The 23,499-nt window shown below is 51.2% G+C and carries 22 protein-coding genes; 9 read left to right on the forward strand and 13 right to left on the reverse strand.

The genetic code is table 11. The features are described from left to right. Positions 1-64 precede the first annotated feature (64 nt). The 3 genes from upp to bglK form a co-directional block, all read right to left on the reverse strand. Positions 65-691: a uracil phosphoribosyltransferase gene (upp, locus tag AB4K05_RS11535; protein ID WP_035891452.1), complete on the reverse strand. Its 627-nt coding sequence runs from the start codon at positions 689-691 to the stop codon at positions 65-67. Between the two features lie 174 nt (positions 692-865). Beyond that, a complete protein-coding gene (locus AB4K05_RS11540; RefSeq protein ID WP_368480104.1) occupies positions 866-2,296 on the reverse strand; it encodes a 6-phospho-beta-glucosidase in 1,431 nt (476 codons plus the stop codon). A 27-nt stretch (positions 2,297-2,323) separates the two neighbouring features. Continuing rightward, positions 2,324-3,199 (reverse strand): beta-glucoside kinase BglK, encoded by an 876-nt coding sequence (gene bglK / locus AB4K05_RS11545; RefSeq protein ID WP_368480105.1) that lies wholly within the window; start codon positions 3,197-3,199, stop codon positions 2,324-2,326. A gap of 287 nt (positions 3,200-3,486) precedes the next feature. Here bglK and purM point away from each other — a divergent pair, with 287 nt between their 5' ends. The 4 genes from purM (at position 3,487) to ppx (ending at position 9,029) form a co-directional block, all read left to right on the forward strand. Continuing rightward, a complete protein-coding gene (purM, locus tag AB4K05_RS11550; protein WP_368480106.1) occupies positions 3,487-4,524 on the forward strand; it encodes a phosphoribosylformylglycinamidine cyclo-ligase in 1,038 nt (345 codons plus the stop codon). After that, positions 4,525-5,166: a phosphoribosylglycinamide formyltransferase gene (gene purN, locus AB4K05_RS11555; RefSeq protein WP_368480107.1), complete on the forward strand. Its 642-nt coding sequence runs from the start codon at positions 4,525-4,527 to the stop codon at positions 5,164-5,166. A gap of 251 nt (positions 5,167-5,417) precedes the next feature. Then, a complete protein-coding gene (gene ppk1 / locus AB4K05_RS11560) occupies positions 5,418-7,478 on the forward strand; it encodes a polyphosphate kinase 1 (protein ID WP_368480108.1) in 2,061 nt (686 codons plus the stop codon). 3 nt (positions 7,479-7,481) lie between these two features. Next, positions 7,482-9,029: an exopolyphosphatase gene (gene ppx, locus AB4K05_RS11565; RefSeq protein ID WP_368480109.1), complete on the forward strand. Its 1,548-nt coding sequence runs from the start codon at positions 7,482-7,484 to the stop codon at positions 9,027-9,029. Here ppx and AB4K05_RS11570 read toward each other — a convergent pair. Then, positions 8,982-11,267, reverse strand: a complete 2,286-nt coding sequence (locus tag AB4K05_RS11570) for an EAL domain-containing protein (protein WP_368480110.1) — start codon at positions 11,265-11,267, stop codon at positions 8,982-8,984. The two genes, ppx and AB4K05_RS11570, sit on opposite strands and share 48 nt — an antisense overlap. 352 nt (positions 11,268-11,619) lie before the next feature. On the opposite strand from AB4K05_RS11570, the gene AB4K05_RS11575 reads away from it, so the two are divergent. Beyond that, entirely contained in the window at positions 11,620-11,823 is a 204-nt protein-coding gene (locus AB4K05_RS11575) for a YfgG family protein (protein WP_368480111.1), read from the forward strand. A gap of 406 nt (positions 11,824-12,229) precedes the next feature. Here the strand turns inward: AB4K05_RS11575 and AB4K05_RS11580 are convergent, their stop codons facing one another. After that, complete coding sequence (locus AB4K05_RS11580; protein ID WP_368480112.1) at positions 12,230-13,114, reverse strand: LysR family transcriptional regulator; 885 nt, start codon at positions 13,112-13,114, stop codon at positions 12,230-12,232. A gap of 98 nt (positions 13,115-13,212) precedes the next feature. Between AB4K05_RS11580 and AB4K05_RS11585 the strand changes: the two genes are divergently transcribed. Continuing rightward, positions 13,213-14,406: an MFS transporter gene (locus AB4K05_RS11585; protein ID WP_368480113.1), complete on the forward strand. Its 1,194-nt coding sequence runs from the start codon at positions 13,213-13,215 to the stop codon at positions 14,404-14,406. 211 nt (positions 14,407-14,617) lie between these two features. Here AB4K05_RS11585 and AB4K05_RS11590 read toward each other — a convergent pair whose 3' ends face one another. The 6 genes from AB4K05_RS11590 to AB4K05_RS11615 all read right to left on the reverse strand — a co-directional run bounded on the left by AB4K05_RS11590 (position 14,618) and on the right by AB4K05_RS11615 (position 18,720). Beyond that, complete coding sequence (locus AB4K05_RS11590; protein WP_368480114.1) at positions 14,618-15,100, reverse strand: DUF2514 domain-containing protein; 483 nt, start codon at positions 15,098-15,100, stop codon at positions 14,618-14,620. After that, a complete protein-coding gene (locus AB4K05_RS11595; RefSeq protein ID WP_368480115.1) occupies positions 15,097-15,723 on the reverse strand; it encodes a glycoside hydrolase family 19 protein in 627 nt (208 codons plus the stop codon). The genes AB4K05_RS11590 and AB4K05_RS11595 overlap by 4 nt, the downstream gene beginning before the upstream one ends. Then, positions 15,713-16,018 (reverse strand): phage holin family protein, encoded by a 306-nt coding sequence (locus AB4K05_RS11600; protein ID WP_368480116.1) that lies wholly within the window; start codon positions 16,016-16,018, stop codon positions 15,713-15,715. The genes AB4K05_RS11595 and AB4K05_RS11600 overlap by 11 nt, the downstream gene beginning before the upstream one ends. Next, complete coding sequence (locus AB4K05_RS11605) at positions 16,005-16,409, reverse strand: putative holin (RefSeq protein ID WP_368480117.1); 405 nt, start codon at positions 16,407-16,409, stop codon at positions 16,005-16,007. The genes AB4K05_RS11600 and AB4K05_RS11605 overlap by 14 nt, the downstream gene beginning before the upstream one ends. A 125-nt stretch (positions 16,410-16,534) precedes the next feature. After that, positions 16,535-16,915, reverse strand: a complete 381-nt coding sequence (locus AB4K05_RS11610; RefSeq protein WP_368480118.1) for a tail fiber assembly protein — start codon at positions 16,913-16,915, stop codon at positions 16,535-16,537. Then, a complete protein-coding gene (locus AB4K05_RS11615) occupies positions 16,912-18,720 on the reverse strand; it encodes a hypothetical protein (protein WP_368480119.1) in 1,809 nt (602 codons plus the stop codon). The genes AB4K05_RS11610 and AB4K05_RS11615 overlap by 4 nt, the downstream gene beginning before the upstream one ends. Before the next feature lie 157 nt (positions 18,721-18,877). Between AB4K05_RS11615 and AB4K05_RS11620 the strand changes: the two genes are divergently transcribed. The 3 genes from AB4K05_RS11620 (at position 18,878) to AB4K05_RS11630 (ending at position 20,418) form a co-directional block, all read left to right on the forward strand. Next, entirely contained in the window at positions 18,878-19,174 is a 297-nt protein-coding gene (locus AB4K05_RS11620) for a hypothetical protein (RefSeq protein ID WP_368480120.1), read from the forward strand. Between the two features lie 314 nt (positions 19,175-19,488). Beyond that, positions 19,489-20,175: a Bro-N domain-containing protein gene (locus AB4K05_RS11625; RefSeq protein ID WP_368480121.1), complete on the forward strand. Its 687-nt coding sequence runs from the start codon at positions 19,489-19,491 to the stop codon at positions 20,173-20,175. A 90-nt stretch (positions 20,176-20,265) separates the two neighbouring features. Continuing rightward, on the forward strand, positions 20,266-20,418 hold the full coding sequence (locus AB4K05_RS11630; protein WP_368480122.1) for a transmembrane anchored protein: 153 nt from the start codon (positions 20,266-20,268) through the stop codon (positions 20,416-20,418). Between the two features lie 41 nt (positions 20,419-20,459). Here the strand turns inward: AB4K05_RS11630 and AB4K05_RS11635 are convergent, their stop codons facing one another. Together AB4K05_RS11635 and AB4K05_RS11640 are read right to left on the reverse strand one after the other, a co-directional pair. Next, positions 20,460-20,738 carry a hypothetical protein gene (locus tag AB4K05_RS11635; RefSeq protein WP_368480123.1) on the reverse strand — a complete coding sequence of 93 codons (279 nt, stop codon included), beginning with the start codon at positions 20,736-20,738 and terminating at the stop codon, positions 20,460-20,462. Positions 20,739-21,020: 282 nt separating this feature from the next. Then, positions 21,021-23,495 (reverse strand): hypothetical protein, encoded by a 2,475-nt coding sequence (locus AB4K05_RS11640; protein WP_368480124.1) that lies wholly within the window; start codon positions 23,493-23,495, stop codon positions 21,021-21,023. Positions 23,496-23,499: the final 4 nt, after the last annotated feature.

A 23,499-nucleotide genomic window follows, 5' to 3' on the forward strand; every position in this document is an offset into this window, starting at 1 on the left:
TAGCCCAGTTGTTTTTATTCAAAAAAAAGCCGACTTTCAAAGTCGGCTCTTTTTAATTTTTCGTTTACTTGGTACCAAAGATCTTATCGCCGGCATCGCCGAGGCCCGGAATAATGTATCCGTGCTCGTTGAGGCCTTGGTCAATTGACGCCGTGTACAGCTCGATGTCCGGGTGCGCTTTTTCCAGCGCGGCAATACCTTCCGGTGCCGCAACCAGTACCAGCACCTTGATGCTAGAGCAGCCCGCTTTTTTCAGCAGATCGATGGTCGCGATAACGGAACCACCGGTAGCCAGCATAGGATCGACGATCAGCGCCATGCGCTCATCAATGTTGGAAACCAGCTTCTGGAAGTAAGGTACCGGCTCCAACGTCTCTTCGTCGCGGTACATACCGACAACGCTGATACGTGCGCTTGGCACATTTTCCAGAACACCGTCCATCATGCCGAGACCTGCGCGCAGGATTGGCACAACGGTAATTTTCTTACCTTTGATCTGGTCGATTTCTACCGGACCGTTCCAGCCTTCGATCGTTACTTTTTCCGTTTCCAGACCGGCGGTAGCTTCATAAGTCAGCAGGCTGCCGACTTCGGAGGCGAGTTCACGGAAGCGTTTGGTGCTGATGTCGTTCTCGCGCATCAGGCCCAGCTTGTGTTTGACGAGTGGGTGTTTAACTTCCACAATCTTCATTCTCTTTCTCCTTTGAATGGGCAGCCACAAAAAAAATCGCCGGATTATACCGCTTTTTTTCGATTGCGCCATACCCACGGGATCAAGCAAAGCGGCGAATGGGACTGCAGAGAGTATAAGTCAGGATAAAAATAAACCCCGCATAACGGGGTTTTATTATTCATATTCAGCTAGTTACAGCTCACTTCCGTTAGTCGCAATCACCTTTTGATACCAAGCAAAAGATTTTTTGCGGCTGCGCGCTAGCGTGCCGTTGCCTTCGTTATCTTTATCAACGTAGATAAAGCCATAGCGTTTTTTCATCTCACCGGTGCCGGCAGAAACTAGGTCAATACAGCCCCACGGGGTGTAGCCCATCAGATCCACGCCATCTTCTACCACCGCTTTTTTCATTTCAGCAATGTGCGCCGAGAGGTAGTCTATACGGTACTGGTCATTCACCGTGCCGTCGCTCTCCAGCACATCGATAGCGCCAAAGCCGTTTTCTACGATAAACAGCGGCAGTTGATAGTGGTCATAGAACCAGTTCAGTGAGTAACGCAGGCCCACCGGGTCAATCTGCCAGCCCCAATCTGATTTTTGTACATACGGGTTGGATACCAGGCTGGTGGTTTCATCGTAGTCCAGCTGTGGATTGTCAGGCGTGGCTTTTGTTGCAAACGACATGTAATAGCTAAAGCCAATATAATCGACGCAGCCTTGGGTCAGTGCCTGATGGTCTTCTTCGGTGATATCCAGTGCAAAACCGCGACGCTCGAAGTAGTTCAGCAAATGCTGTGGGTACTTACCGCGTACATGAACATCGGTGAACCAGTAGCGGCGATGCATGGCGTTCATCGCCATCATCATGTCATTTGGCGCACAGGTCAGCGGGTAGATTGGGCACATGGCTATCATGCAACCGACCTGCAGCGCAGGGTTGATCTCACGCGCCGCTTTTACCGCTAGGGCGCTGGCCACCAGCTCATAGTGTGCCGCTTGGTACATCACCGGCTCACGGTCCTCGCCCGGCAGGTACTTCAAACCGGAGTTGGTGAACGGAGCAAAATCTTCGTGGAAGTTAGCCTGGTTGTTGATTTCGTTGAACGTCATCCAGTACTTCACTTTGTGCTGGTAGCGGGTAAATACCACTTCAGCAAAACGGACGAAGAAATCAATCAGCTTACGGTTACGCCAGCCTCCGTATTCGGTCACAAGGTGATACGGCATTTCGAAGTGCGACAGGGTGATAACCGGTTCAATACCCAGCTTCAAGCACTCGTCAAACAGGTCATCATAGAATTGCAAGCCTGCTTCGTTTGGTTCCTGCTCGTCGCCATTAGGGAAAATACGCGTCCAGGCAATGGAGGTACGGAAACATTTGTAGCCCATCTCAGCGAACAGTTTCAGATCGTCTTTATAGCGATGGTAGAAATCGATGGCTTCATGGTTTGGGTAGTTTTTCCCCGGCAGCACGCCGTCGGTGATTTCACGCGGTACGCCGTGGGCGCCAGCGGTCATGACGTCCGCCACGCTAACGCCCTTGCCGCCTTCTTTCCAACCGCCTTCCAGTTGATGTGCCGCTACCGCGCCGCCCCAGAGAAAATCAGCTTTAAATCCAGACATATCTTTCCCTCTTTAATCAGTTAGTTATCACTGCTTATACTGCTGATTGAAATGATAAACCGCGCCGATAAGCCCGGCGTCATTACCGTGGCTGACCGTATCGATGTAGTCGGCAATGCCGAACCAGGCCAGATGCTCCCGCATCAACGCCAGAAAACCGGGGCGCTCAACGATACCGCCGCCGATGAGAATAGTTTGTGGGTCAAACAGATTGACCAAGTTGTAGAGCCCGGTGCCCAGACCATTGAAGAACTCGGCGACCAGTCGCTGGCAGGCGGCGTCTCCCGCGTCGAAGCGGTCGAAAATCTCCTCGCCAGTCACCTCGTCCAACGATTTGCCAAGATGCTGCGCATAGCGATAGCGCAATACGCGCAAAGTGCAGTTTTCATTCATGGTGTAACGGCGAACATCGCGAGAACCGGGACGTGAAGTTTGCATATAACCAAATTCACCCGCGCGGAATCTCGCGCCGTGGACCAGCTGGTTATTACAAAAAATTGCGCCACCGATGCCGGTGCCGATGGTAAGCACGAGAAAGTTTGCCATCTCCGTCGCCTTGCCCTGCCAACGCTCGGCGAGCAGCACGCAGTTAGCGTCATTTTCGATGGCGACGGGCAGCCCGCAACGCGCTTCCAGCCACGCTTTAATGGCGAAGTTATCGAACCGACGAATAGCACCGCCCATCTCGATATAACCAGTGTGGGGGTTAACGTAACCCGGCGCGCTAATGGCGACGCCGGTGCATTCGGGATGCGCGGCGATCCAAGCTTCAATTGCCGCGAGAATTTGCTCGCCGTCGCTATCGCTGATCGGGCATTTGCCTTTTTCCAGCAGCTCACCGTGTTCATCGACAACGCCCATTTTTAACGCGGTACCGCCAATATCAAAGGCAGCTATTTTCATTCCATTCATCCCTTCTGGCTGCGTTCAAATCTGTTCATTGGGCATCTGCAACAAAAACAGAAACCGGTTTCATTCATATGATGTGGATTCTGTACAATGGATGCAAGGACAAGGATATACCCGGCTTCATTTTCGTGAGCAGTATCATATTTGACCGATTAAATGGCGGAAAAGCGGGAAAAATCAGGGCCAAAAAAATGGGTGCAGAATAGGCTCGCAAACGTTTGCCTGGACTGATAGAATTGCGCCGATTTTTCTTGCTAACGCAAACGCGTGGAGACTTAGCAGTGACCGACAAAACCTCTCTCAGCTATAAAGATGCCGGTGTTGATATTGACGCAGGAAACGCTCTGGTTGACCGTATCAAAGGGGTGGTGAAGAAAACTCGCCGTCCAGAAGTGATGGGTGGACTGGGTGGGTTCGGCGCATTGTGCGCGCTGCCGCAAAAATATCGCGAACCGGTGCTGGTTTCTGGCACTGACGGCGTTGGCACGAAATTGCGCTTAGCGATGGATTTAAAGCGCCATGACACCATCGGTATCGATCTGGTGGCTATGTGCGTTAACGATCTGGTGGTTCAAGGCGCCGAACCGCTGTTCTTCCTCGACTACTACGCAACCGGCAAACTGGACGTCGATACCGCAGCAAGCGTTATCAGCGGCATCGCGGAAGGCTGTCTGCAGTCCGGCTGTGCGCTGGTCGGCGGCGAAACCGCCGAAATGCCAGGCATGTATCACGGTGAAGATTACGACGTCGCCGGCTTCTGCGTTGGCGTGGTCGAAAAATCTGAAATCATCGATGGCAGCAAAGTTGCCGACGGCGACGTGCTGATTGCCTTAGGTTCCAGCGGCCCACACTCCAACGGCTACTCGCTAGTGCGCAAAATTGTTGAAGTCAGCGGTTGTAACCCGGATACCACGCAGTTGGAAGGCAAGACCTTGGCCGACCACCTGCTGGCACCAACCCGCATCTACGTGAAATCCATTCTGGAACTGATTGCCAGCGTTGACGTTCACGCCATCGCCCACCTGACCGGCGGCGGCTTCTGGGAAAACATCCCGCGTGTTCTGCCAGATAACACTCAGGCTGTCATCGACGAATCTTCTTGGCAGTGGCCTGCGGTGTTCAACTGGCTGCAAGACGCCGGTAACGTTAGCCGCCACGAGATGTATCGTACCTTTAACTGCGGCGTCGGCATGGTAATTGCCCTAGCAGCAGATAAGGCTGACGAAGCGATTGCGCTGATGAATGAAAAAGGTGAAAACGCGTGGAAAATCGGCTATATCAAAGCCACTGATTCCGAACAGCGTGTGGTCATCGAATAAATGAAAAACATCGTGGTGCTGATTTCCGGCAACGGCAGCAACTTGCAGGCGATTATTGACGCCTGTGAGCAGAAAAAAATCCAAGGCACCATTCGAGCGGTTTTCAGCAATAAGGCCGACGCGTTCGGCCTTGAGCGCGCGCGCGATGCGGGCATTCCTCAGCATGCGCTGGCGGCTAGCCAGTTTGCCAGCCGGGAAGCCTTCGACCGCGAGCTGATGCATGAGATAGACGCCTACGCGCCGGATGTGGTGGTGCTGGCGGGCTACATGCGTATCCTGAGTGCCGAATTTGTTCAGCACTATCAGGGGAAATTGCTCAACATCCACCCTTCCCTGCTGCCAAAATATCCCGGCCTCAACACCCATCGACAGGCGCTGGATAACGGCGATACTGAACACGGTACTTCGGTGCATTTTGTCACCGAGGAATTGGACGGTGGGCCGGTGATTTTACAGGCCAAAGTGCCGGTTTTCGACGGTGACGACGAAGATGAAATCACCTCGCGAGTTCAGGTGCAAGAACATGCGATTTACCCCCTGGTTGTCGGCTGGTTTCTCGATGGTCGCCTGAAAATGCAGGATAATCATGCTTGGATTGATGGCGTCAGGTTGCCTCCGGCAGGCTACGCGGCGGATGAGTAACATCTTGTAAGCACACGATATCAGAGGGCCACTACGGCCCTCTTTTTTATGCCTATATTCTGCCTATTTAGAGTCAGTGAAAAAGGTAAAAAAGACTTAGATATCAAAAAGAATAATGACTATTTTCTTATGCTAAATAGGATAACTGTCATACTTAGCTGACACCATTGGACATCGTCCGGCAAAGCTAGCAATATAATTAGTGAGACGACTTTGCCGCGTCCCGTGAACAAACCGGAGTGTGAGTAGTAATGGGTCAGGAAAAACTGTACATCGAAAAAGAGCTAAGCTGGTTGTCATTCAACGAGCGCGTCCTCCAGGAAGCGGCAGACAAAAGCAATCCGCTGATTGAGCGCATGCGTTTTTTGGGGATTTACTCCAACAACCTCGACGAGTTCTATAAGGTCCGCTTCGCAGAGCTAAAACGGCGGATCATCATCAGCGAAGAACAGGGCGTGACCACGCATTCCCGCCATCTTCTGAGCCGCATTCAGGCACGCGTGCTGAAGGCCGATCAGGAGTTTGATGGCCTGTACAACGAGCTGCTGCTGGAAATGGCGCGCAATCAAATCTTCTTGATTAACGAACGCCAGCTTTCCCCCAACCAGCAGGGCTGGCTGCGCAACTACTTTAAACAGCATCTGCGCCAGCACATCACCCCGATTCTGCTGAACCGGGAAACCGATCTGGTGCAATTCCTCAAAGATGATTACACCTATCTGGCGGTAGAAATTATCCGCGGCGATGAAATTAACTATGCGCTGCTGGAAATTCCGTCGGACAAAGTTCCACGCTTTGTCAATTTGCCACCGGAAACACCGCGACGCCGTAAGCCAATGATCCTGCTAGATAACATCCTGCGTTATTGCTTGGATGATATTTTCAAAGGCTTCTTTGATTACGATGCCCTAAACGCCTACTCCATGAAAATGACCCGTGACGCCGAATATGACCTAGTCCACGAGATGGAGTCGAGCCTGATGGAGCTGATGTCCTCTAGCCTCAAGCAGCGTTTAACCGCGGAACCGGTACGCTTCGTTTATCAACGCGATATGCCAGATGCAATGGTCGAGATGCTGCGTAAGAAGTTCACCATCTCCCGCTATGACTCTATTGTTCCAGGCGGTCGCTACCACAACTTTAAAGACTTTATCGGCTTCCCGAACGTCGGCAAGGCCAACTTGGTCAACAAACCGATGCCAAGACTGCGCCACATCTGGTTTGATAAATTCCGCAACGGTTTTGACGCCATTCGCGAACGAGACGTGCTGCTCTATTATCCGTATCACACCTTTGAGCACGTGCTGGAACTGTTGCGTCAGGCGTCATTCGACCCCAGCGTTCTGGCTATCAAAATCAACATCTACCGTGTGGCAAAAGACTCGCGCATTATTGATGCGATGATCCACGCCGCCCATAACGGTAAAAAAGTCACGGTGGTGGTTGAGCTGCAGGCGCGCTTTGACGAAGCGGCAAACATCCACTGGGCAAAACGACTCACGGAAGCTGGCGTTCACGTTATCTTCTCGGCACCGGGTCTAAAAATTCACGCCAAGCTGTTCCTGATTTCGCGTAAAGAGGGTGATGATGTGGTGCGTTACGCCCACATCGGTACCGGTAACTTTAACGAAAAAACCGCGCGCATTTACACCGACTACTCGCTGATTACCGCCGACGCGCGCATCACCAACGAAGTGCGCCGGGTATTTAACTTTATCGAAAATCCGTACCGTCCGGTGAGCTTCGACTATTTGCTGGTGTCACCGCAAAACTCCCGTCGCCTGCTGTACAAGATGATCGATCAGGAAATTGCCAACGCCCAGAACGGGATTCCGGCTGGGATCACCCTGAAACTCAACAACCTCGTGGACAAAGGGCTGGTCGATCGCCTGTATGCCGCATCCAGTTCTGGCGTGCAGGTGAACCTGTTGATCCGCGGGATGTGCTCTCTGATTCCTGAACTCGAAGGGATCAGCGATAATATTCGCGTGATCAGCATCGTCGATCGTTTCCTTGAGCACGATAGGATCTATATTTTTGATAACGGCGGCGATAAGCGCGTATATCTCTCTTCCGCTGACTGGATGACCCGTAACATCGACTATCGTATTGAAGTGGCGACGCCGCTCCTCGACCCGCGTCTCAAACAGCGAATCCTCGATATTATCGAGATCCTGTTTAGCGATACGGTGAAAGCCCGTTATGTCGATAAAGAACTGAGTAATCGCTATGTGCCGCGCGGTAACCGACGCAAAGTCCGCGCGCAGCAAACGATCTACGACTATCTCAAATCACTTGAGCAGCCTGACTAACCTATGCCAATAAAAAGCAAAGCACCCCGGCCGCAGGAGTTTGCGGCGGTTGATCTTGGTTCAAACAGTTTTCATATGGTCATTGCACGCGTCGTTGACGGCGCGATGCAGATTATTGGCCGTCTGAAGCAGCGTGTTCATCTGGCCGACGGCCTTGACGAAAACAATATGCTGAGCGAAGAAGCGATGGAACGCGGCTTGAGCTGCTTGTCGCTGTTTGCTGAACGACTGCAAGGCTTTTCGCCTTCCAGCGTCTGTATTGTCGGTACGCACTCGCTGCGTCAGGCGACAAATGCCACCGAGTTTCTCAAGCGGGCAGAGAAGGTTATCCCCTACCCGATTGAGATAATCTCCGGTAACGAAGAAGCGCGTCTGATCTTTATGGGCGTCGAGCACACGCAGCCGGAAAAAGGCCGCAAGCTGGTGATTGATATCGGCGGCGGCTCGACGGAACTGGTGATTGGCGAAGATTTTGAGCCAATGCTGGTGGAAAGTCGCCGCATGGGCTGCGTGAGCTTCGGTCAGCAATTTTTCTTAGCGGGCACCATCAACCGCGAAAACTTCCAGCGCGCGCGTCTTGCGGCGGTTCAAAAGCTGGAAACGCTGGCATGGCAGTATCGTATTCAAGGCTGGAACGTGGCGATGGGCGCGTCTGGCACCATCAAAGCCGCGCATGAAGTGCTGCTGGAAATGGGCGAGAAAGATGGCTTTATCACCCCTGAACGCCTTGAGATGTTGGTCGAAGAGGTGCTGAAAAGCAAAAACTTCAGCTCACTGAGCTTACCAGGACTTTCCGAAGAGCGGAAAAACGTGTTTGTGCCGGGTCTGGCAATATTGTGCGGGGTATTTGACGCGCTGGGCATTAAAGAGCTGCGCCTTTCCGACGGCGCGCTGCGTGAAGGCGTGTTGTATGAAATGGAAGGCCGTTTCCGCCATCAGGACGTCCGTAGCCGCACCGCGCAAAGCCTTGCAAACCAGTACAATATCGACCGTGAGCAGGCGCAACGGGTGCTGGAAACCACCACGCAGATATACGATCAGTGGCTGGAGCAAAATCCGAAGCTTGGCAATCCACAGCTGACCGCGTTACTGAAGTGGGCATCAATGCTGCATGAGGTCGGGCTCAATATTAACCACAGCGGTATGCATCGCCATTCCGCTTATATTCTGCAAAACAGCGATCTGCCGGGCTTTAATCAGGAACAGCAGTACCTGATGGCGACACTGGTGCGCTTCCATCGTAAGGCTATCAAGCTCGATGAGCTACCGCGCTTTACGCTGTTTAAGAAAAAGCAGTTCCTGCCGATGATTCAGCTACTGCGTCTTGGCGTGCTGCTGAACAATCAGCGCCAGGCGACCACCACGCCGCCAACGCTGAAGCTGACTACCGAAGCCAATCACTGGACGCTGTGCTTCCCGAATGACTGGTTTACCCAGAATGCGCTGGTGCTGCTCGATCTGGAGAAAGAGCAGCAGTATTGGGAGAGCGTCACCGGCTGGTTGTTAAAAATCACTGAGGAGCGTGCGCCCAACGAGGTGAACGTCGCCTGATACCTCAGGCTCTCGCTTATCCGGTGCAGCCAGCTCCTCTAGGGGAGTTGGCTCACCGATGGCAAATCCCTGCAGATAATCAATACCTAGCGCAATCGCCGCCGTGCGGATATCGTCATTTTCCACAAATTCCGCCACTACGCGCATTTTCTTCATCCGCGCCAGATGGCAAATCGATGAAACAATCTGGTAATCGAGACTGCTGGTCGCGATGTTACGCACAAAGCTGCCGTCAATTTTGAGAATATCAGCGCTGATGTGCTTTAGGCGCGCGTAGCTAGCATAGCCGGTTCCGAAGTCATCAATCGCCACTCGGCAACCCAGCTCCTGTAGGTCACGTAACGTCTGCCGTGCTTGTTCCACGTTGACCAATGAATGGCTTTCCGTAATCTCAAACACCAACTGCCACGCTTCAATATTGTGTTCTTTCAGCAGCTCGGAAACCTTTTGTGCAAAGCCCAAACCGCTGGCAGTGGACGGTGCCAAATTGACTGCTAGGCGAATACCGGGATGGCTTTCGCGACGGCTAGCCATAAAGCGCAGCGTATTTTCAAGTACCCAAAGGTCGATGCGTGATGCCAAACCAAATTCGTGGGCAACCGCTAGAAATAGCGATGGAGAAAGCAGTTCATCATCATCGCCCAACATCCGCAGCAAGACTTCATGATAATCATCGCCGCGAATACCGACGATCGGCTGAGCCATCAGACGGAAGCGGTCGGTTTCTAGCGCCTGCTGCACCCGGACCATCATCGCAATCTTATCTTTGAGCTCCTGCTGCAGGTGCAGCGCACCTCGCCGCTGCATGTTTTCCGGGCGGTCGGTGACCAGCGACAGCTCCGCCACCGTATTGAGTTCCCCCAGCATCAACGGAAATTGGGAGAGAGGCGACTGGATATAGCAGTAGCTAAGGCCTATCTGCGGCTGCAACGGCATTCCGTTCCAGTTGTAGCGGAACAACTTCAGACGCGCGTACAGCTCATCAATGCGCTCCTTGTAGGATTCCGTATGCAGCAGCACCGCCAGATCGCTACCAGCCAGTTGGTACACCTCTTCCCCAGGCCGTAAAACTTCACGCAGATATGCCGCTAAATTCTGTTTGTAGTTGATACGCAGCATAATGCCGTAGTGGCGCGCCAGAATCTCGAGATCCGGCATGCGTAGAAAACACAGTACCGACCACGGCGCTTTATTAATCGCCCGGCTCAGAGCACGCATGTTTGGCAGATTCACAACCGGGTCGATAAAGGCCATACGCCTTACGCGTTCGTGAATAGCGCGCTGGCGGCTGGAGAGCATCGCCATGTAAGCGATAATGAACGAGAAGATCAGGAAGCTTGATGAGGTAATAGCCAGCTGCGAGCTGTATTCACCATCGTGCGGCACAAAGTGATAATGGTAATGAATAGCCACAATCAGCATCAGCGTCCAGATAATGGAAATAAAGCGATAGCCAAAGCGCATTGAGCCCCACAGCATCACCGGCAGCAGCAGGGAAATCGTGTAGTTGGTGCTGAAAATGGTACTGTTTTTGTTGATCGGTGCCATCAGCATGGAGAATATGCCCAGCACAACGGCCCCCCACGCCAGCATTTCAGGCCATTTGACCTTCGGCTCGAAATCACGACGCACTTGCGAAATAAAGCTGCGAATATAGTACGGATTGCGAATTAAGCGGATGAGCAAATAGCACAGCGGTACGCCGGTCAGGTAGCCCATCAGCAACGACTGATAGTTAATCAGGTTACGCTCGGTCAACGGCGAGTTCAGTTGGGCATAGCTAAGGCTTGGATAAACGCCGATATACAGCGTCACCTGTATCAAGAACATAAACAGCGTGGCAGGAACAAACATCTGCCAGAACAATCGGTGAGCCATCAGGCGAGTATCACCGTGCGAAACCATTTTCCGACGATCGTGGAAAAACTGATATCCACCCCACGCCACAAGCGTAGGTATAAGAAACTGCAGCGTAAGGCCTATCTCTTCAGCGGCGCGTAGATCACGAGTCAGATAGCAGCTGATGCCGGCAATCAGTCCGGGCAGCGCTTTCCAGCCGAAAAATAGCATCATGCAGAGTAGAAAAGGCAATGGCAGGTAATAAAGGTAAGTTTTGCCACCACCAACATAGGTGTATGTATTAGCGTTTTTTATTATTGGTAATACCAGAAGAGGCAGGAACAGGGGTAACCCCCACCAACAATCACGATATTGTTTATACCATTTACATAAATTCATAGATGCTCTACGGATACCCCAAATCCAGCTGGGTATTTTTAGACAGGCATCCAACCTGGCTTAAAAAGTCCGCGAGATCAGATAATACGCGGGTCAGACGATTTATTTTAGTTAGCAACTCCGAATGAAGCTTGATATGAGTCAAAAAAACTCACACCTCTAAATAATAAATGAATGTTTCGTGCTTTTACGCAGACGTTCTTTTATGTTTGTGAATACGTATAATATCTTATATAACATTAATTAATGTTTTCCCTGACGGTTTTTTACATTCAATGCAATTGACCCTTACGCCGCTCTGTGCCTTAATGTATCAATCGCCCGTCTTTGGGTATTGCTAAAGGACCCCTTTGTGAGCCAGGTTACCAGCCTACGAAAACGACACCAATTTAATGGTCGCATGATCCGAATCATACTGCTTATCAGCTTTCTCTTCTTCTTTGGACGCTTCGTCTACTCCTCTATTGGTGCGTGGCATCACCACCAAGACAAAAAAGAATCCCAGCAAAGTAGCCAGTCGCAGCAGACCCCTTCAGTACAAGCCAACGACCGCTAACTGTCGTTATCTCTGTTGTTTTTCTGTTTCAAGATCCTTTACCGAATGGCTAATAGGCCAACGTTTAACCATCCGGTAAGGGATTTGAGTTCCCTTCCTCCTTTGAAATTTTGTCCATTTTTTAGCTAGTTGCCCCACCATTTTCCCGCACAATGACGCAAGAATTTATTTGTCATCATGCTATGACATCGTTGTTTTTCACTGCAGATTATTTGCAATAACGACGATAAATACAGCCTAAAGAGCGGCATTTCATAACGCATGAAAATATAAGCGATAAATACATTTCTAATTTACATATGCTAATTAATTTTTACTTGAATATTTGCATGATAATTTTAAAGGCGATGAAATAATACCCTAAACGGCTTTAAGCTATTCGCCAAAATATGCAACCACGCTAGGGTTAACTCGTACTCTGCAACAAGCGTATAATTTCGCTAATTCCTTTGCTAAGAATCCTGTCTTTACGCATGACCACCGCCAGTTGCCGATACAGCGACGGCGTCAGTGACCTGACATGTAACCCTTCCCTATCACGAGGCGTTTCTACCGCCATTTGGGGAACAATGCTGTAACCCAGTCCTACTCCCACCATGCGCTTAATCGCCTCAATGCTGCCAAGCTGCATAATGGGTCGCGACTGAATACCGGCTTGGCAAAACCAGTCGTCAATCAAGTCACGCGTTCCGCTTCCCTGCTCAAAGGCGATTAACGGTAACGCCTGCAATCCGTCGGGCGTCAATTCCATAATCTGCTCGCTGTGCGCTTCGGCAATAATGAGCACAAACTCTTCGCGCTGCGCCGGCATCACCTCCAGATTTCGTCCGCTGGCGGGCAGCGTCACCAGCCCAAGATCGAGTCGGTTCTCTTCTATCGCCCGCACAATATCGGTCGTATTACCGGTGCTCACACCAACCGTCAACAGTGGATAGCGCTCACGCAGCTGTTGCAGCATCGGCGGCAGCAGGTGGATACACGCCGTTGCCCCAGTCCCCAGCAACACCGAGCCGCTGACGTTTTCACTGCACATATTTACCGACTCTACCGCTTCATTCACCGACTGCTCTATACGCTCTGCATGCAACAGCAGCGCCATGCCTGCCGGTGTCGTTTTAATCCCCCTCCCCGTGCGCTCAATAAGCCTCGTCTTGAGAAACTGTTCAAGCTGTCGCACCTGCAAACTGACGGCGGGCTGAGAGATCCCCAGAACGTCGGCGGCTGCGGAAAAGCTGCCACGCAGCGCCACCAGGCGGAAGGTCGCCAGATTTCCCAGATTCATCGTCGTCATTGCAAAGTTTCTCTTATCAAGGTCATAACCGGAGGGCTCTGCCTGCACAATAGCGTGCACGTTATGCTCTCAGCAACTACATAACTTGCGAGAATATAATGCAAACCCCAACCGCACCGCACCGCGTGACCTTGGCCGCCGGAAGCAACCAGCTCATTAATTGGGGGATCTCATTTTACCTGCCGGGGACCTTTGCCCGCGCCATCGCGCAGGATACTGGCTGGATGCAGCCTCAGATTTATTTTGGACTTACGCTGGCCATGCTGATGATGGCGCTCATATCGCCATGGGTGGCCCGCCTGCTGGCGCATTTTGGCGGCCAGCGCGTGGTGGTGAGTGGGACGCTGATGATTGCCGCAGGCTGCCTTGCGATGTCGGAAATCCAAACGCTTGCAGGATGGTACTCCGCCTGGCTTGTGACCGGCATCGGCATGCGGCTGGCACTATACGATGGCCTATTCGCCGCGCTGGTGAATCTCTACGGCCAGCAGGCCAGAATAACAATCTCTCGCGTCACGTTACTGGGTGGGCTAGCCTCCGGCGTGTTCTGGCCGCTGGGAGCGGTCTTGTTGACAGTAACCGACTGGCGACACGCGCTGCAGGTGTATAGCCTGCTGGGTTTGTTCAGTGCGCTGGCGCTCTGGAGGATACCGAATCAGAAACGCGCCCACACGTATTCTCCCAAGCCAGTCACTCACTCGTCGCATGATCGGGTAATGGGCTGGCTGTACGCTGTGCTTATCGCGCTGGTGACCTTTATCTCCAATGGCACCTCAACGCATCTGCCGGAGTTTATCGCCGCCCATGGGCTACCCGTTGCCATTGGAATGCTGTGGGGAATTGGGCAGACCGGTGCGCGCTTTCTAGAAGTGGCTTCTGGCTCGACGCTCACGCCAATGAGGCTCACCCTGATCACCACGCTGCTTATCCCATTATGCTTCGCGCTCGGCATGGCCAGCTCTCACATGGTGTGGGCCGCGAGCGGTTTTGTCCTCGGCTATGGCGCAGTCAACGGCCTGACGACGGTATTTAAAGCCACATTGCCGCTACAGCTCTTCACGGCGGGAGAGTACGCCCGCCGCACCGGGGTGCTACTCATTCCCGCCCAACTGTTAGCCGCCACCTCGCCGCTGGCCTACGCGTGGCTAAATGAAATGGTGGGGATTCAGGGGAGCCTCGTGGTTTCCGCCACGCTGGCTTTGATCGCCGCCGGATTGGCGGTATCGATGGTGATATGCCAAGCGGGTCGCATAAAGACCCCTTCCGACGAACACGCCTATCGGCAAGAATAATCATGGCAATCCCGCCGAGGGGAATCGCGGGCATAAAAAAACCCTCTGCTCAGCAGAGGGTTTTTAGCGCTAACGCAAAGGGGGAATTATTCCCACTCAATTATTTACGACACGCATAACCAATTGACTGATAACAAAATTCCTAAACACAGATTTCACCGTACCGTTTTATATACCGTCACCAGAAATTAGTACCATGAAAAATGCCATGTTATCTGGTTAGTGAGTCGTACTGTTTTTCACAGACTCTTCCAGCTTCTGCGGCCCGATCAGCGTACTCTGCCAGTTGTCGGTTTCGCTCGAGAGATTTGCTGAGCACGTCGGCAAGCAAAACCCCGGTGTCTGCGGCTGACGACCCAGCGCCGATAGTGGCGTTATACTGCCTGAGCTGCTCACGGATGGCAACGAGCTGTTGCTGCATCCTACCAGCACGAGTGGCAACATCAATAGCATCATTGCGCGCCTTATCGATCCTCTGCTGCGCTTCACGTTCATTGGTCGCTTTCTCCTGTTCGTCGAGATGACGAGCTTTCTCATCTTCTGCTTGGCGGTCTGCCTTTGCCTGCGCATACCCGGCTTCGTACTGATGGTCACCATGGATATTCCAGGCAACGATACCTACAGTGCCCAAAGCAGCAAGCAGAGAGATAATAAGCAACTGTTTCCAGTACGCTTTGACGAATGCCCAGATCATAACAGCACCTTCCGGGCAGCGGCATATCGTGCCCGTCGGTCATCGATACCATTCTGCCCACCATTAATGATCTGCGTGACGCGAACCAGGTCGCCGGGATACTTCATGCAGCCTTTGGTGGAGAAGAACCACGCTGCACTGCGGGCTGCATATTCGTCCTGTGCAAGCAGTTCCGGCTGCTTAACCAGATCCACCTTCAGGCCGTTGCCGCAGTCGCGGTAATTATTCAACCCGGTGATCTGGATAAGCCCACGCCCGCGGTAAAACCATCCGTCAGTAGGACCGTTGTTCCCGTTGCGTTTGCTGTAAACCAGATTTGCGATCGCGCGCTGTCGTTCAATCGGTAAGGATGGCTCACCTTGGCGGCGGCCCAATGAGTTAGCCTGGCCTTGTGTAATTCGTCCGGCACGAACAAAACCAGCCAGGCCGGTAACGCTGTAGTTAAAGTTTTCAATCAGGTGATTGAAGCCTGTACTTTCATGCCCTACCTGGGCAATGAACATCGCCTGATCTTCTGGTTTGGTAATTCCGAACTCTTTCATTGCGGCATCGATATGCGGAAACCACCTGATAGCCAGTGCCTCATTGACGCCAGATGCCTTCTGAAACTGGTTAATGTCCATCTTGTGACCTCGTAATTTTAAAGATTTGAACCACGTTGCCGCGCGTTTTTAGAACGGCGGCGAGCATTACCGCATTGATAATCACCTCTGATAAATCAGCGGCCATTGGTGTCTGATACCAGAGGGAATAAGCGGCACGGATGGGAATGCTGGCTGACGCAACTATCAGGAAATAGGCTATCCAAGATCCCCACCGCCGATGGCGGGAGCCGTTGCGCTGGAATGACATCACCCTGACGGCAATGCCTGCGCAGATAATCGCGTTTAACAGCAGGAGCAGATCATGACTTGTCATCGTCTTTACTCCCGGGGAAAAACTCTCGTGGGTTATCGGAACGGTGATAGAACCAGATGCCCACCCTGACAGCCGCGATTGCAGACACAAAAGCGCCAGCCGAAAAGACAATTCCTTTTTCGAATGACTCTTGAGTGATGGTCGGGATTAGACTGGCTACACCAATGAGGATTGACGCTGTTGGTTTATAGAAGAGAAGTCCGCAGATAAAACTGAGGAAGGCAAGGAGAACACGCCGCCTCATTTTATATTCAATTGCCGAGGTAACAAATATCACCGCGCCGGCAAGTGAACCAAGCGCTACCTCTGGCGGTACTCCGACCAATACTGCCGCAAGCGCGCTATAGCTAAGACCCTGATTAAGCACATCTGAGCTTAATGATGGAGGCATAGCGGCCACCGTTGATTGTGCATAATGAACCTCCTGTGAGTTGGTGAGTTCATCATACACAATAATCCAAATCTGAATAATAATTACCAACAATGAATAAACAAAACAACCTGAAAGGTAATTAATTATTCCGGAGTATCAGGCCATATGACATTTGGCGCACTGGAGGTATCAACGGCTTTTACATCCTTGACGTATTGGCGCCAGGCCAGAAGTTTTGCCCTGTCGTCATCGCTAATAACACCGAGTTGGAGATCGATAATCCAGTCTTCCATTACTGTGTTTGCGCTGTCGATCAACCGCTGACGCTCAGATTCAGCTTCTCGCACATAATCTTCATGTGTTGGCACATAAGGCGGATCGGTGATCCAATTCCCGGTTTCAGGGTTATACGTTTTATTCCCACCAGAGAAATTATCTGGCACCTCAACTTGTATTGTTTCCCAGCCAGGAATGGGTGAGTAACTGATACTCCGATAATTATCGGTTGAGACATAGATAATCATGCTGTCACCTTCCAAACATGAATGCGAACAGGAGATGGAGTGGCGTAATCGCTAGTAAATTCTTGAGAAGCGCCACTGTTCTGTGTTAGTGCTACGAACGCGGCCCTCCCAGCCCTGCACACAATTCCCTCTCCTTCTGCGTATGCAGAATTAATTCCATATGCGTTAGGTGCACTAGAATACATCCATGGGGTTGTGACCCACTTCTGTAATGTAGCGTGAAATATTTCAGTCATACACCATACCGGGGTGTTATTCCCAAATGGGTTTTGGAGAACAGTTCTGCTATTTAGGGCAGGGTTTATCACGCTAAGCAGCGCATACCCAATGCGCGCATTAGTCGCAATATTCTTGGCCTGCAGATCGCTGTTTACTGATTCGATTCTTGTCGCAAGTGTGAGGGCGTCGAGCTCACCAGCGTTTTGAGCATGACCGGCAAAGCGAATTACAAAGCAGCCAGGCAGGGAGTTCATGCGCGCTTCAGTAAGACCGTCCTGGAACACGGTGTTGCCTTTACTGAAGTCAATACCCACCCTTGTATAGGTTCCATTTGGAGCATTAGGCTGCAACTGCCCCGCTGACGAACTCCCTGGGTTTGATAGGGTCTTCGTCATATAGGCAGGGTCTTCATCTACAACAGACCCGTTAGTTAAAACCGCTCGGAAATCTAAGAATGTCTTGACGTTAGGCACACCAGATTTTTGTACGCTACCGGCAGCCAGTGTTGCACCGTCACCACGCAGTACCGGCGCTTTAATACTCCCACTCTGCACACCGTTTCGGTCAGGAAGACGCATCTTTCCGGTTGCTGAGTTAAGGACATAGCAGCCGCGCTTCGTGGGGTCTGCTTGCCATTCTGCTTCTGTGCACGACGGTCTATTGCCAGCAGCGACATCAGCGTACAGGTCTGCAAACGGGCCAACCTGGTCAACTTGCTGCCCATCAGCAGCTACTGTTCCGTCTGGAACTTTCGCCCGGTTGTCATGCCAGAATGTTTCTCCAAGATAGCCGTAGGTGATCCCAAGGTTTTCTCTGGCTTCAGCAGGGTCTTCGAGATCCGACAGATTGTTAGCGGCCTTCAGTGTGCCATCCAGTTCTTGCTGCACCGTCTTGCCCGAAGTAGCGCCAACAAGCCCAGCGCCAGTAGGCTTTGCTAATTCCAGATAGACTTCAGCAGCAGAACCGGACGGCGCGGGGATAACTGTCGGGTTACCGTCATTATCAAATGCCGGTATTTTGTTCCGGCGATCCACGGCCGCGGGGAGTTGAGGGACGGCCTCCGGCGTTCGCAGAGTGTGAGACAAACCATCAGCAAGCGAGGTATCAGCGTAGTTCTTTGTAGCCGCATCCTGCGGTTCTTTAGGGTCTCTGACGTTGCGAATATAATTCCCCTGGGCATCGAACCAGTTTGCAACAGTCGATGGTTTGCGAAGGGCTGAGGTGTACATGCTCCGGATTTGCTGAACCAGCATCGTCAGTTTATCGAATGCAAGCTCATGAACTTCTGCAAAAAACTTCCCCTGATTTCGTAGGTCAGTTTCCTGGGTAATAGGAAGGTCGCGAGAAATTGAGATTTTCCAGCCAGTCGCCAGTGGCACCATCAGTATCACGTTGCCACCAGTGTACCCACCGGCCCCGGTTACGGTGTAGTCCGTATCGGGGGTGAGTTCCGTCAGGTTCTCGTCGAGATCCACAACGGTGACAACCAGGTCTGATTTGCTGAATATCCTGAATGTGTATGGGAAGGTCGTCGTGACGCCGTTCCCGATGTAATCGTTATGGTCAACTTCTGTTGAAACCGTCATGACATTTCTCCATATCGCTGCAGCCGCCTGACAGCCCGCACACCCCGTAATTCTATTACCCATGAGCGCTGATATGAATGAAAAGCATACGTTAATGCAAAGTTATTACCCTATAGGTAATTGAAAATTACTGGAAGAGTCCGCCCTCATCTGGTATATGTATATATATACAGTATTTATGGAGAGCCGTAAGATGTCATGTCGGTACCATCATCCATTGGTTGAGGGATTTGCTGAGCAAGTGCACACGCCGGGAGGCGTCAGATCACTCGTAGAAAACTCTCATCTCATGGATCTGCTCAGGGAACTGGAAGGAGATGGGTATGATGTTAGTGGGGCCACAGCAGAGCTTATCGCTCTGGTGAACTATGTTACTTCAACACAAATGTCGATGAAGGATTTGCAGACACATTTGGACTACTGCACGCTGCAGCTCAGGCAGCAGTTGAAATAGCCATTGATTGGGTAACAATTTGGATTTATTGTTACCTCTGAGGTGCATTTACTTACCTTATTTTCTGCGCCATAGTAATCAGGCACTGGCAAAATCCAGTGCCGGGATTGGCGTCCCGGATTACTAAAAGGCGCATACACCGCGCAAGCGGTTTTTTTATGCGTTAAGCACGGCCACATTCGCATTATGGTGGGTTGTGTGGGGGCGGAGAAATCCGCGCCGGGTCCTTTTAGCCGGTTACGCCAACCCTGCACAGCTCACCACCATCTGATTGGCGTCAGAGGTGGTGATTACCTGACTAAAAGGAGATCACCATGTCTAAAAAGTTAAAGCCTTCCGTATTTAATTTCGAGTCAGAATGTCCAGTCAGAGCCATTATTATTAATGGTGAACCTTGGTTTGTTGCCATGGATGTCTGTCGTGCAATCGGCATAGCTAATCATCGTGATGCAGTGAGAAAGCTCGATGCTGATGAAAAGGGAGTCGGTTCAACCGACACCCTTGGTGGCGAACAGGAAGCCACTATCATCTCCGAGTCCGGCCTCTACACTCTCGTTCTTCGCTGCCGCGACGCAGTTACCCCTGGCACTATCCCCTACCGTTTCCGCAAATGGGTAACCAGTGAAGTCCTGCCACAGATCCGCAGGACTGGTCGCTACGTGCGGGAAGAGTTATCGCCAGCTGATAAAGCGCAAAAGGTTGTGGCCAGCTTTATGCCAGCTATCCTGGAAGCGATGAAAGAGGAAAACAAACCGGTCTATAGCTACCCGCTCAAGCCGAACTACCGTGATCACATTCATACCTCTGAAGGCGTACTGATTCTTGTCGAGAACTCAATGGTTATGGATCTGCTACGCGAGATGGATGCCGATGGCCACAATGTAGATGCTGCGTTAGCTGAAGTAACGACTATGCTCAACTACATTGTTGGTGCCAGCTCCTACCTTCGTGAAGCTAAAACTCATATGCAGTATATGGTAGACAAGATTAAAAATTTCTAATGTGAACGTAGTGTTTATTGTTGGGGATGCCGCGCGAAAGCACTACACTATCAAAGCCGCATACCGCGGCTTACACATGGTAAGCAAAAAATGAAAAAAGCTTTTGCTGTGCTCTTTGTTCTGTTATCTCTTGGTTCCGCTACACAAGCCTTTGCAGGTAACTGCCAACACTCGACTGATACCGCATCTGATGGTTCTATTTGCGGTGGCCGTTCAGCCGATTCTCGTCCTGGCGGGAAGTAAAAAAACAAAGGCCGCTTCGGCGGCCTTTGTGACATGTCACGCTATTTATCTTGAAGCTCTTTTATCCGCTTCTCTTCCTCAAGTTTTTTCCTCTTTATCCATAATGATAATACGCCATCGGTTCCACCTATAGCGCTCACCATCATGATAAGAAAATAAAGAGAAATTGCAGACGAAACGAACATGAAGATCCAAGGAAAAACCTCTTCAAAGCGTCCATAATTTAGCATTCTGAAATTTCTTTCTGACAAAGCCAAAGCAGACAAAATTAGCGTTACTGTATAAATTGCAATTAATAGACGTTTTAAATAAATGTTCATTGTCCAACCGCTTTCCCTAAGTCAGGTGCTCTACGCGGCATTGTTTCGCCAGGTTCCCACCAACTCGTTGTGTTGAATTCCCGCTGCGCGCGGTGTTTACCATCCAGCAAAAATAAGTGGTTTCCCTTCAATAAGGCTAGCTACAAGAACAATTCCCTGCACAACAAAGACGAACCAGCAAATAGCCTGAACTGGAGGGCTAAGAAAATACTTGTAACGGTCAGCAAATAGCAATCCGCCAGAAACTAGCACAGTCAAAATGATTAAAAACAAGACTCCCCCTTATTGCGGCGTTACGTCCTGCGGTCGCCACCAGTATGTTTGGTTGAATTCTTTCTTCGAACGCTGCTCCATCTTACGCAGATAGCCAGGGGAAAAATACTCCTGCATCTGGTTAAAAATCATATGGTCAAGCGCTGCCTTCAGGTACCAGATGTTGGCGCCAGGAGTCAGGCCCTTTCCAAGCTTAACCAGATCACCACCAGTCTGCTCGCTCTTACCCTCTACCGCATTCAGCGGGATGCCCTGCCCGATCTTAATGACATCATCAACGAGACCAGCTACCGGACCAAGCATAGACGCCAGCGCGCCACTCCCGTACCGGGTGTGATCAGAAAGAAGGAAATCACCGTACAGGCCAAGCCCTCCACCTTTAAGCAGTGCACCGAGCCAAAATTTAGCGGCATCATCCCCCGTCATTTCTCTTGGGTTACGGCCAGATGCAACATCATTAAGTTGTTGTGAAAGGGCACCAAGAATGGTTGTGCTCGCAATGAATGTCGCAATATATGCCGCCCGACCGCCAGCGGAAGGCATACCCATTGCGCGGGCCCAGTGACGCATTACCACTGAGATAGGGAATGATTTAAACAGAAACACGCTGCGGGTTAATTCACCCTTCCAGGTTCCACGTTGAATACCTGAACCAGTAAGCATCTGTTCACGGGCCCCTGGTGTTATAACTGCCATATCAACTTCCTCGGTTACAGCTCCGAGTAGTTTACGCATTGCCTCAAACTTAATGCGCTCTGGTGCGCCAAGATGCTGCACCTCTGAATCAGGGATCCGCATGATGCTTTCGGGTGTAAGCATCGTATTATTTCCTTTCCCCCAGTCTTCTTGCTGCGCTAATTTCCAGACGCTCCAGTCAGTTTCTGTGATGCCTTTGCTTTTAAGAATACGGAAATCAGCATCATCGAGGCTACGTAGATCCGGAGTACGAGATATGACATCACCAAGGCTTCCCATCATAGTAACGCCATAGGCGCGCTTATGAGCGTCGGACCATGCAGTCAACCCACTGGCGCGCATAACCGCAGTCGCCGCCCACCTGGATACCGACGGGCCCATATTATCCATTGCCCAACGATTAACGCTGCCAAGTAATGACTCCATCGCCAGCCCAGCTCGTCGCGCCTGAGCCAACTCAGTGCGGTTAGCAGGATTCATCGCCTCTAACTGATTTCGAAATAGCTGGTTCATTGGCAAATTAGTAACCTTGGCAGAAAGATACATAGTCCCAAGGTCAGAGAAAGACGCGAGCAATGCAGAGCCAAGACGGCTTGCCACCATCCAGTTGCGGATATTGTCAGACCAACGAGCGATATGTGGGTTCGCCACTGGCTGCGTCTTCCCGGATATAAAGTTGTAAAGGTTCTCGGTACTATTCGCCTGGCGTTCTACCGCGCCCGTCTTATTAGGATTGGCCGTTGCCGTCTCTGATTTGGTCTGGTCAAGCAAAGAGCGAAATACGTGATCAGGATTTGGCCCGTATGTTTCAACCAAGGCAATATCCTTACTGATCCCCTCCAGGTGGCCAACCATAATTTCCCATAGAGATCGGTCGCCGTAGAGTTGCTGGTATTGAAGATATGAATCTGCATCTTTGAAATGGATCTGACGTGATGCGTTACCACGATTTGCACGCGCCCCTGAAATACGCATTCCATTATCGGTTAGCTTATTCAGCCCGCCAGTGGCAATCGTGTTATATGCTTCACCGAGAAAAGCAGACAACTCAGTATCACTCATAAGCTGACCATCGGCGCGGGTGTAATATTTACGGTCAAGTTTCCCGATAACATCACTAACCCATTTATCACGAGTGACCTGCCCTACTTTCTCCATCGAGTGATGCTGCGGTATCCCCCAGTTTTCCAGATAGCCTATATCGCCACCGGCATCATTGAAGCGGCGCCACAGTAGTTCGGTGACATCTCCCCATGCCTTCGCCCCTTTACTGGCTTTAACATTCCCGGTTTTCTGTCCTCGAATCTCAAAGACAAGATCACGTACCCCAGCATCATCTTCGAACAGACCGAAGAACCGAGGATCAACTGCCTCGAAGGCCTCCTGTAACTGACTAAGTGCATAGTCACGCGTAGCCTTAGTCCTTGACTCAACAGACAAGAAATTTGATTTACCATCAGCACTGAAAGCTATTGTCCGGTTGAGCGCGCCAAGCTTGCCATCTTCCCCTTGGTAGCTGTTGATAAACTTATCAAGCCTCTGCCGCGCAGCAATGGTCAAAGCGACACGGCGTTTTTTCAGGGCTGCTTCTCTCTGAAGTTCATCTGATGCGAGTTGACCGGCGCGACGTAATCTTTCAGCATCAGTAAGCTGGCGCCATGACATCGGGTCATCTCTGGCAAGTGAGCGCATGTTACGGTAGATACGATCTTCAATATCCTGAATTTCGCGTGCTGTTAGTGTGCGTTTGGCTGCCTGTTGTACTGCCTGAATGCATTCCTGTCTCATCAAT

It is taken from the genome of Kluyvera sp. STS39-E (assembly GCF_040932435.1).
Classification (GTDB): Bacteria; Pseudomonadota; Gammaproteobacteria; order Enterobacterales; family Enterobacteriaceae; genus Kluyvera.

Bases quoted from the DNA above. Each gene is read 5' to 3' on its own strand.
- ppx (WP_368480109.1), top strand. From the start codon at position 7,482: ATGCCAATAAAAAGCAAAGCACCCCGGCCGCAGGAGTTTGCGGCGGTT.
- AB4K05_RS11595 (WP_368480115.1), bottom strand. From the start codon at position 15,723: ATGGACATTAACCAGTTTCAGAAGGCATCTGGCGTCAATGAGGCACTG.
- AB4K05_RS11625 (WP_368480121.1), top strand. From the start codon at position 19,489: ATGTCTAAAAAGTTAAAGCCTTCCGTATTTAATTTCGAGTCAGAATGT.
- ppk1 (WP_368480108.1), top strand. From the start codon at position 5,418: ATGGGTCAGGAAAAACTGTACATCGAAAAAGAGCTAAGCTGGTTGTCA.
- AB4K05_RS11630 (WP_368480122.1), top strand. From the start codon at position 20,266: ATGAAAAAAGCTTTTGCTGTGCTCTTTGTTCTGTTATCTCTTGGTTCC.
- bglK (WP_368480105.1), bottom strand. From the start codon at position 3,199: ATGAAAATAGCTGCCTTTGATATTGGCGGTACCGCGTTAAAAATGGGC.
- AB4K05_RS11605 (WP_368480117.1), bottom strand. From the start codon at position 16,409: ATGCCTCCATCATTAAGCTCAGATGTGCTTAATCAGGGTCTTAGCTAT.
- AB4K05_RS11610 (WP_368480118.1), bottom strand. From the start codon at position 16,915: ATGATTATCTATGTCTCAACCGATAATTATCGGAGTATCAGTTACTCA.
- AB4K05_RS11600 (WP_368480116.1), bottom strand. From the start codon at position 16,018: ATGACAAGTCATGATCTGCTCCTGCTGTTAAACGCGATTATCTGCGCA.
- AB4K05_RS11620 (WP_368480120.1), top strand. From the start codon at position 18,878: ATGTATATATATACAGTATTTATGGAGAGCCGTAAGATGTCATGTCGG.
- AB4K05_RS11570 (WP_368480110.1), bottom strand. From the start codon at position 11,267: ATGAATTTATGTAAATGGTATAAACAATATCGTGATTGTTGGTGGGGG.
- AB4K05_RS11580 (WP_368480112.1), bottom strand. From the start codon at position 13,114: ATGACGACGATGAATCTGGGAAATCTGGCGACCTTCCGCCTGGTGGCG.
- AB4K05_RS11635 (WP_368480123.1), bottom strand. From the start codon at position 20,738: ATGAACATTTATTTAAAACGTCTATTAATTGCAATTTATACAGTAACG.
- upp (WP_035891452.1), bottom strand. From the start codon at position 691: ATGAAGATTGTGGAAGTTAAACACCCACTCGTCAAACACAAGCTGGGC.
- AB4K05_RS11540 (WP_368480104.1), bottom strand. From the start codon at position 2,296: ATGTCTGGATTTAAAGCTGATTTTCTCTGGGGCGGCGCGGTAGCGGCA.
- purN (WP_368480107.1), top strand. From the start codon at position 4,525: ATGAAAAACATCGTGGTGCTGATTTCCGGCAACGGCAGCAACTTGCAG.
- AB4K05_RS11585 (WP_368480113.1), top strand. From the start codon at position 13,213: ATGCAAACCCCAACCGCACCGCACCGCGTGACCTTGGCCGCCGGAAGC.
- AB4K05_RS11590 (WP_368480114.1), bottom strand. From the start codon at position 15,100: ATGATCTGGGCATTCGTCAAAGCGTACTGGAAACAGTTGCTTATTATC.
- AB4K05_RS11615 (WP_368480119.1), bottom strand. From the start codon at position 18,720: ATGACGGTTTCAACAGAAGTTGACCATAACGATTACATCGGGAACGGC.
- AB4K05_RS11640 (WP_368480124.1), bottom strand. From the start codon at position 23,495: ATGAGACAGGAATGCATTCAGGCAGTACAACAGGCAGCCAAACGCACA.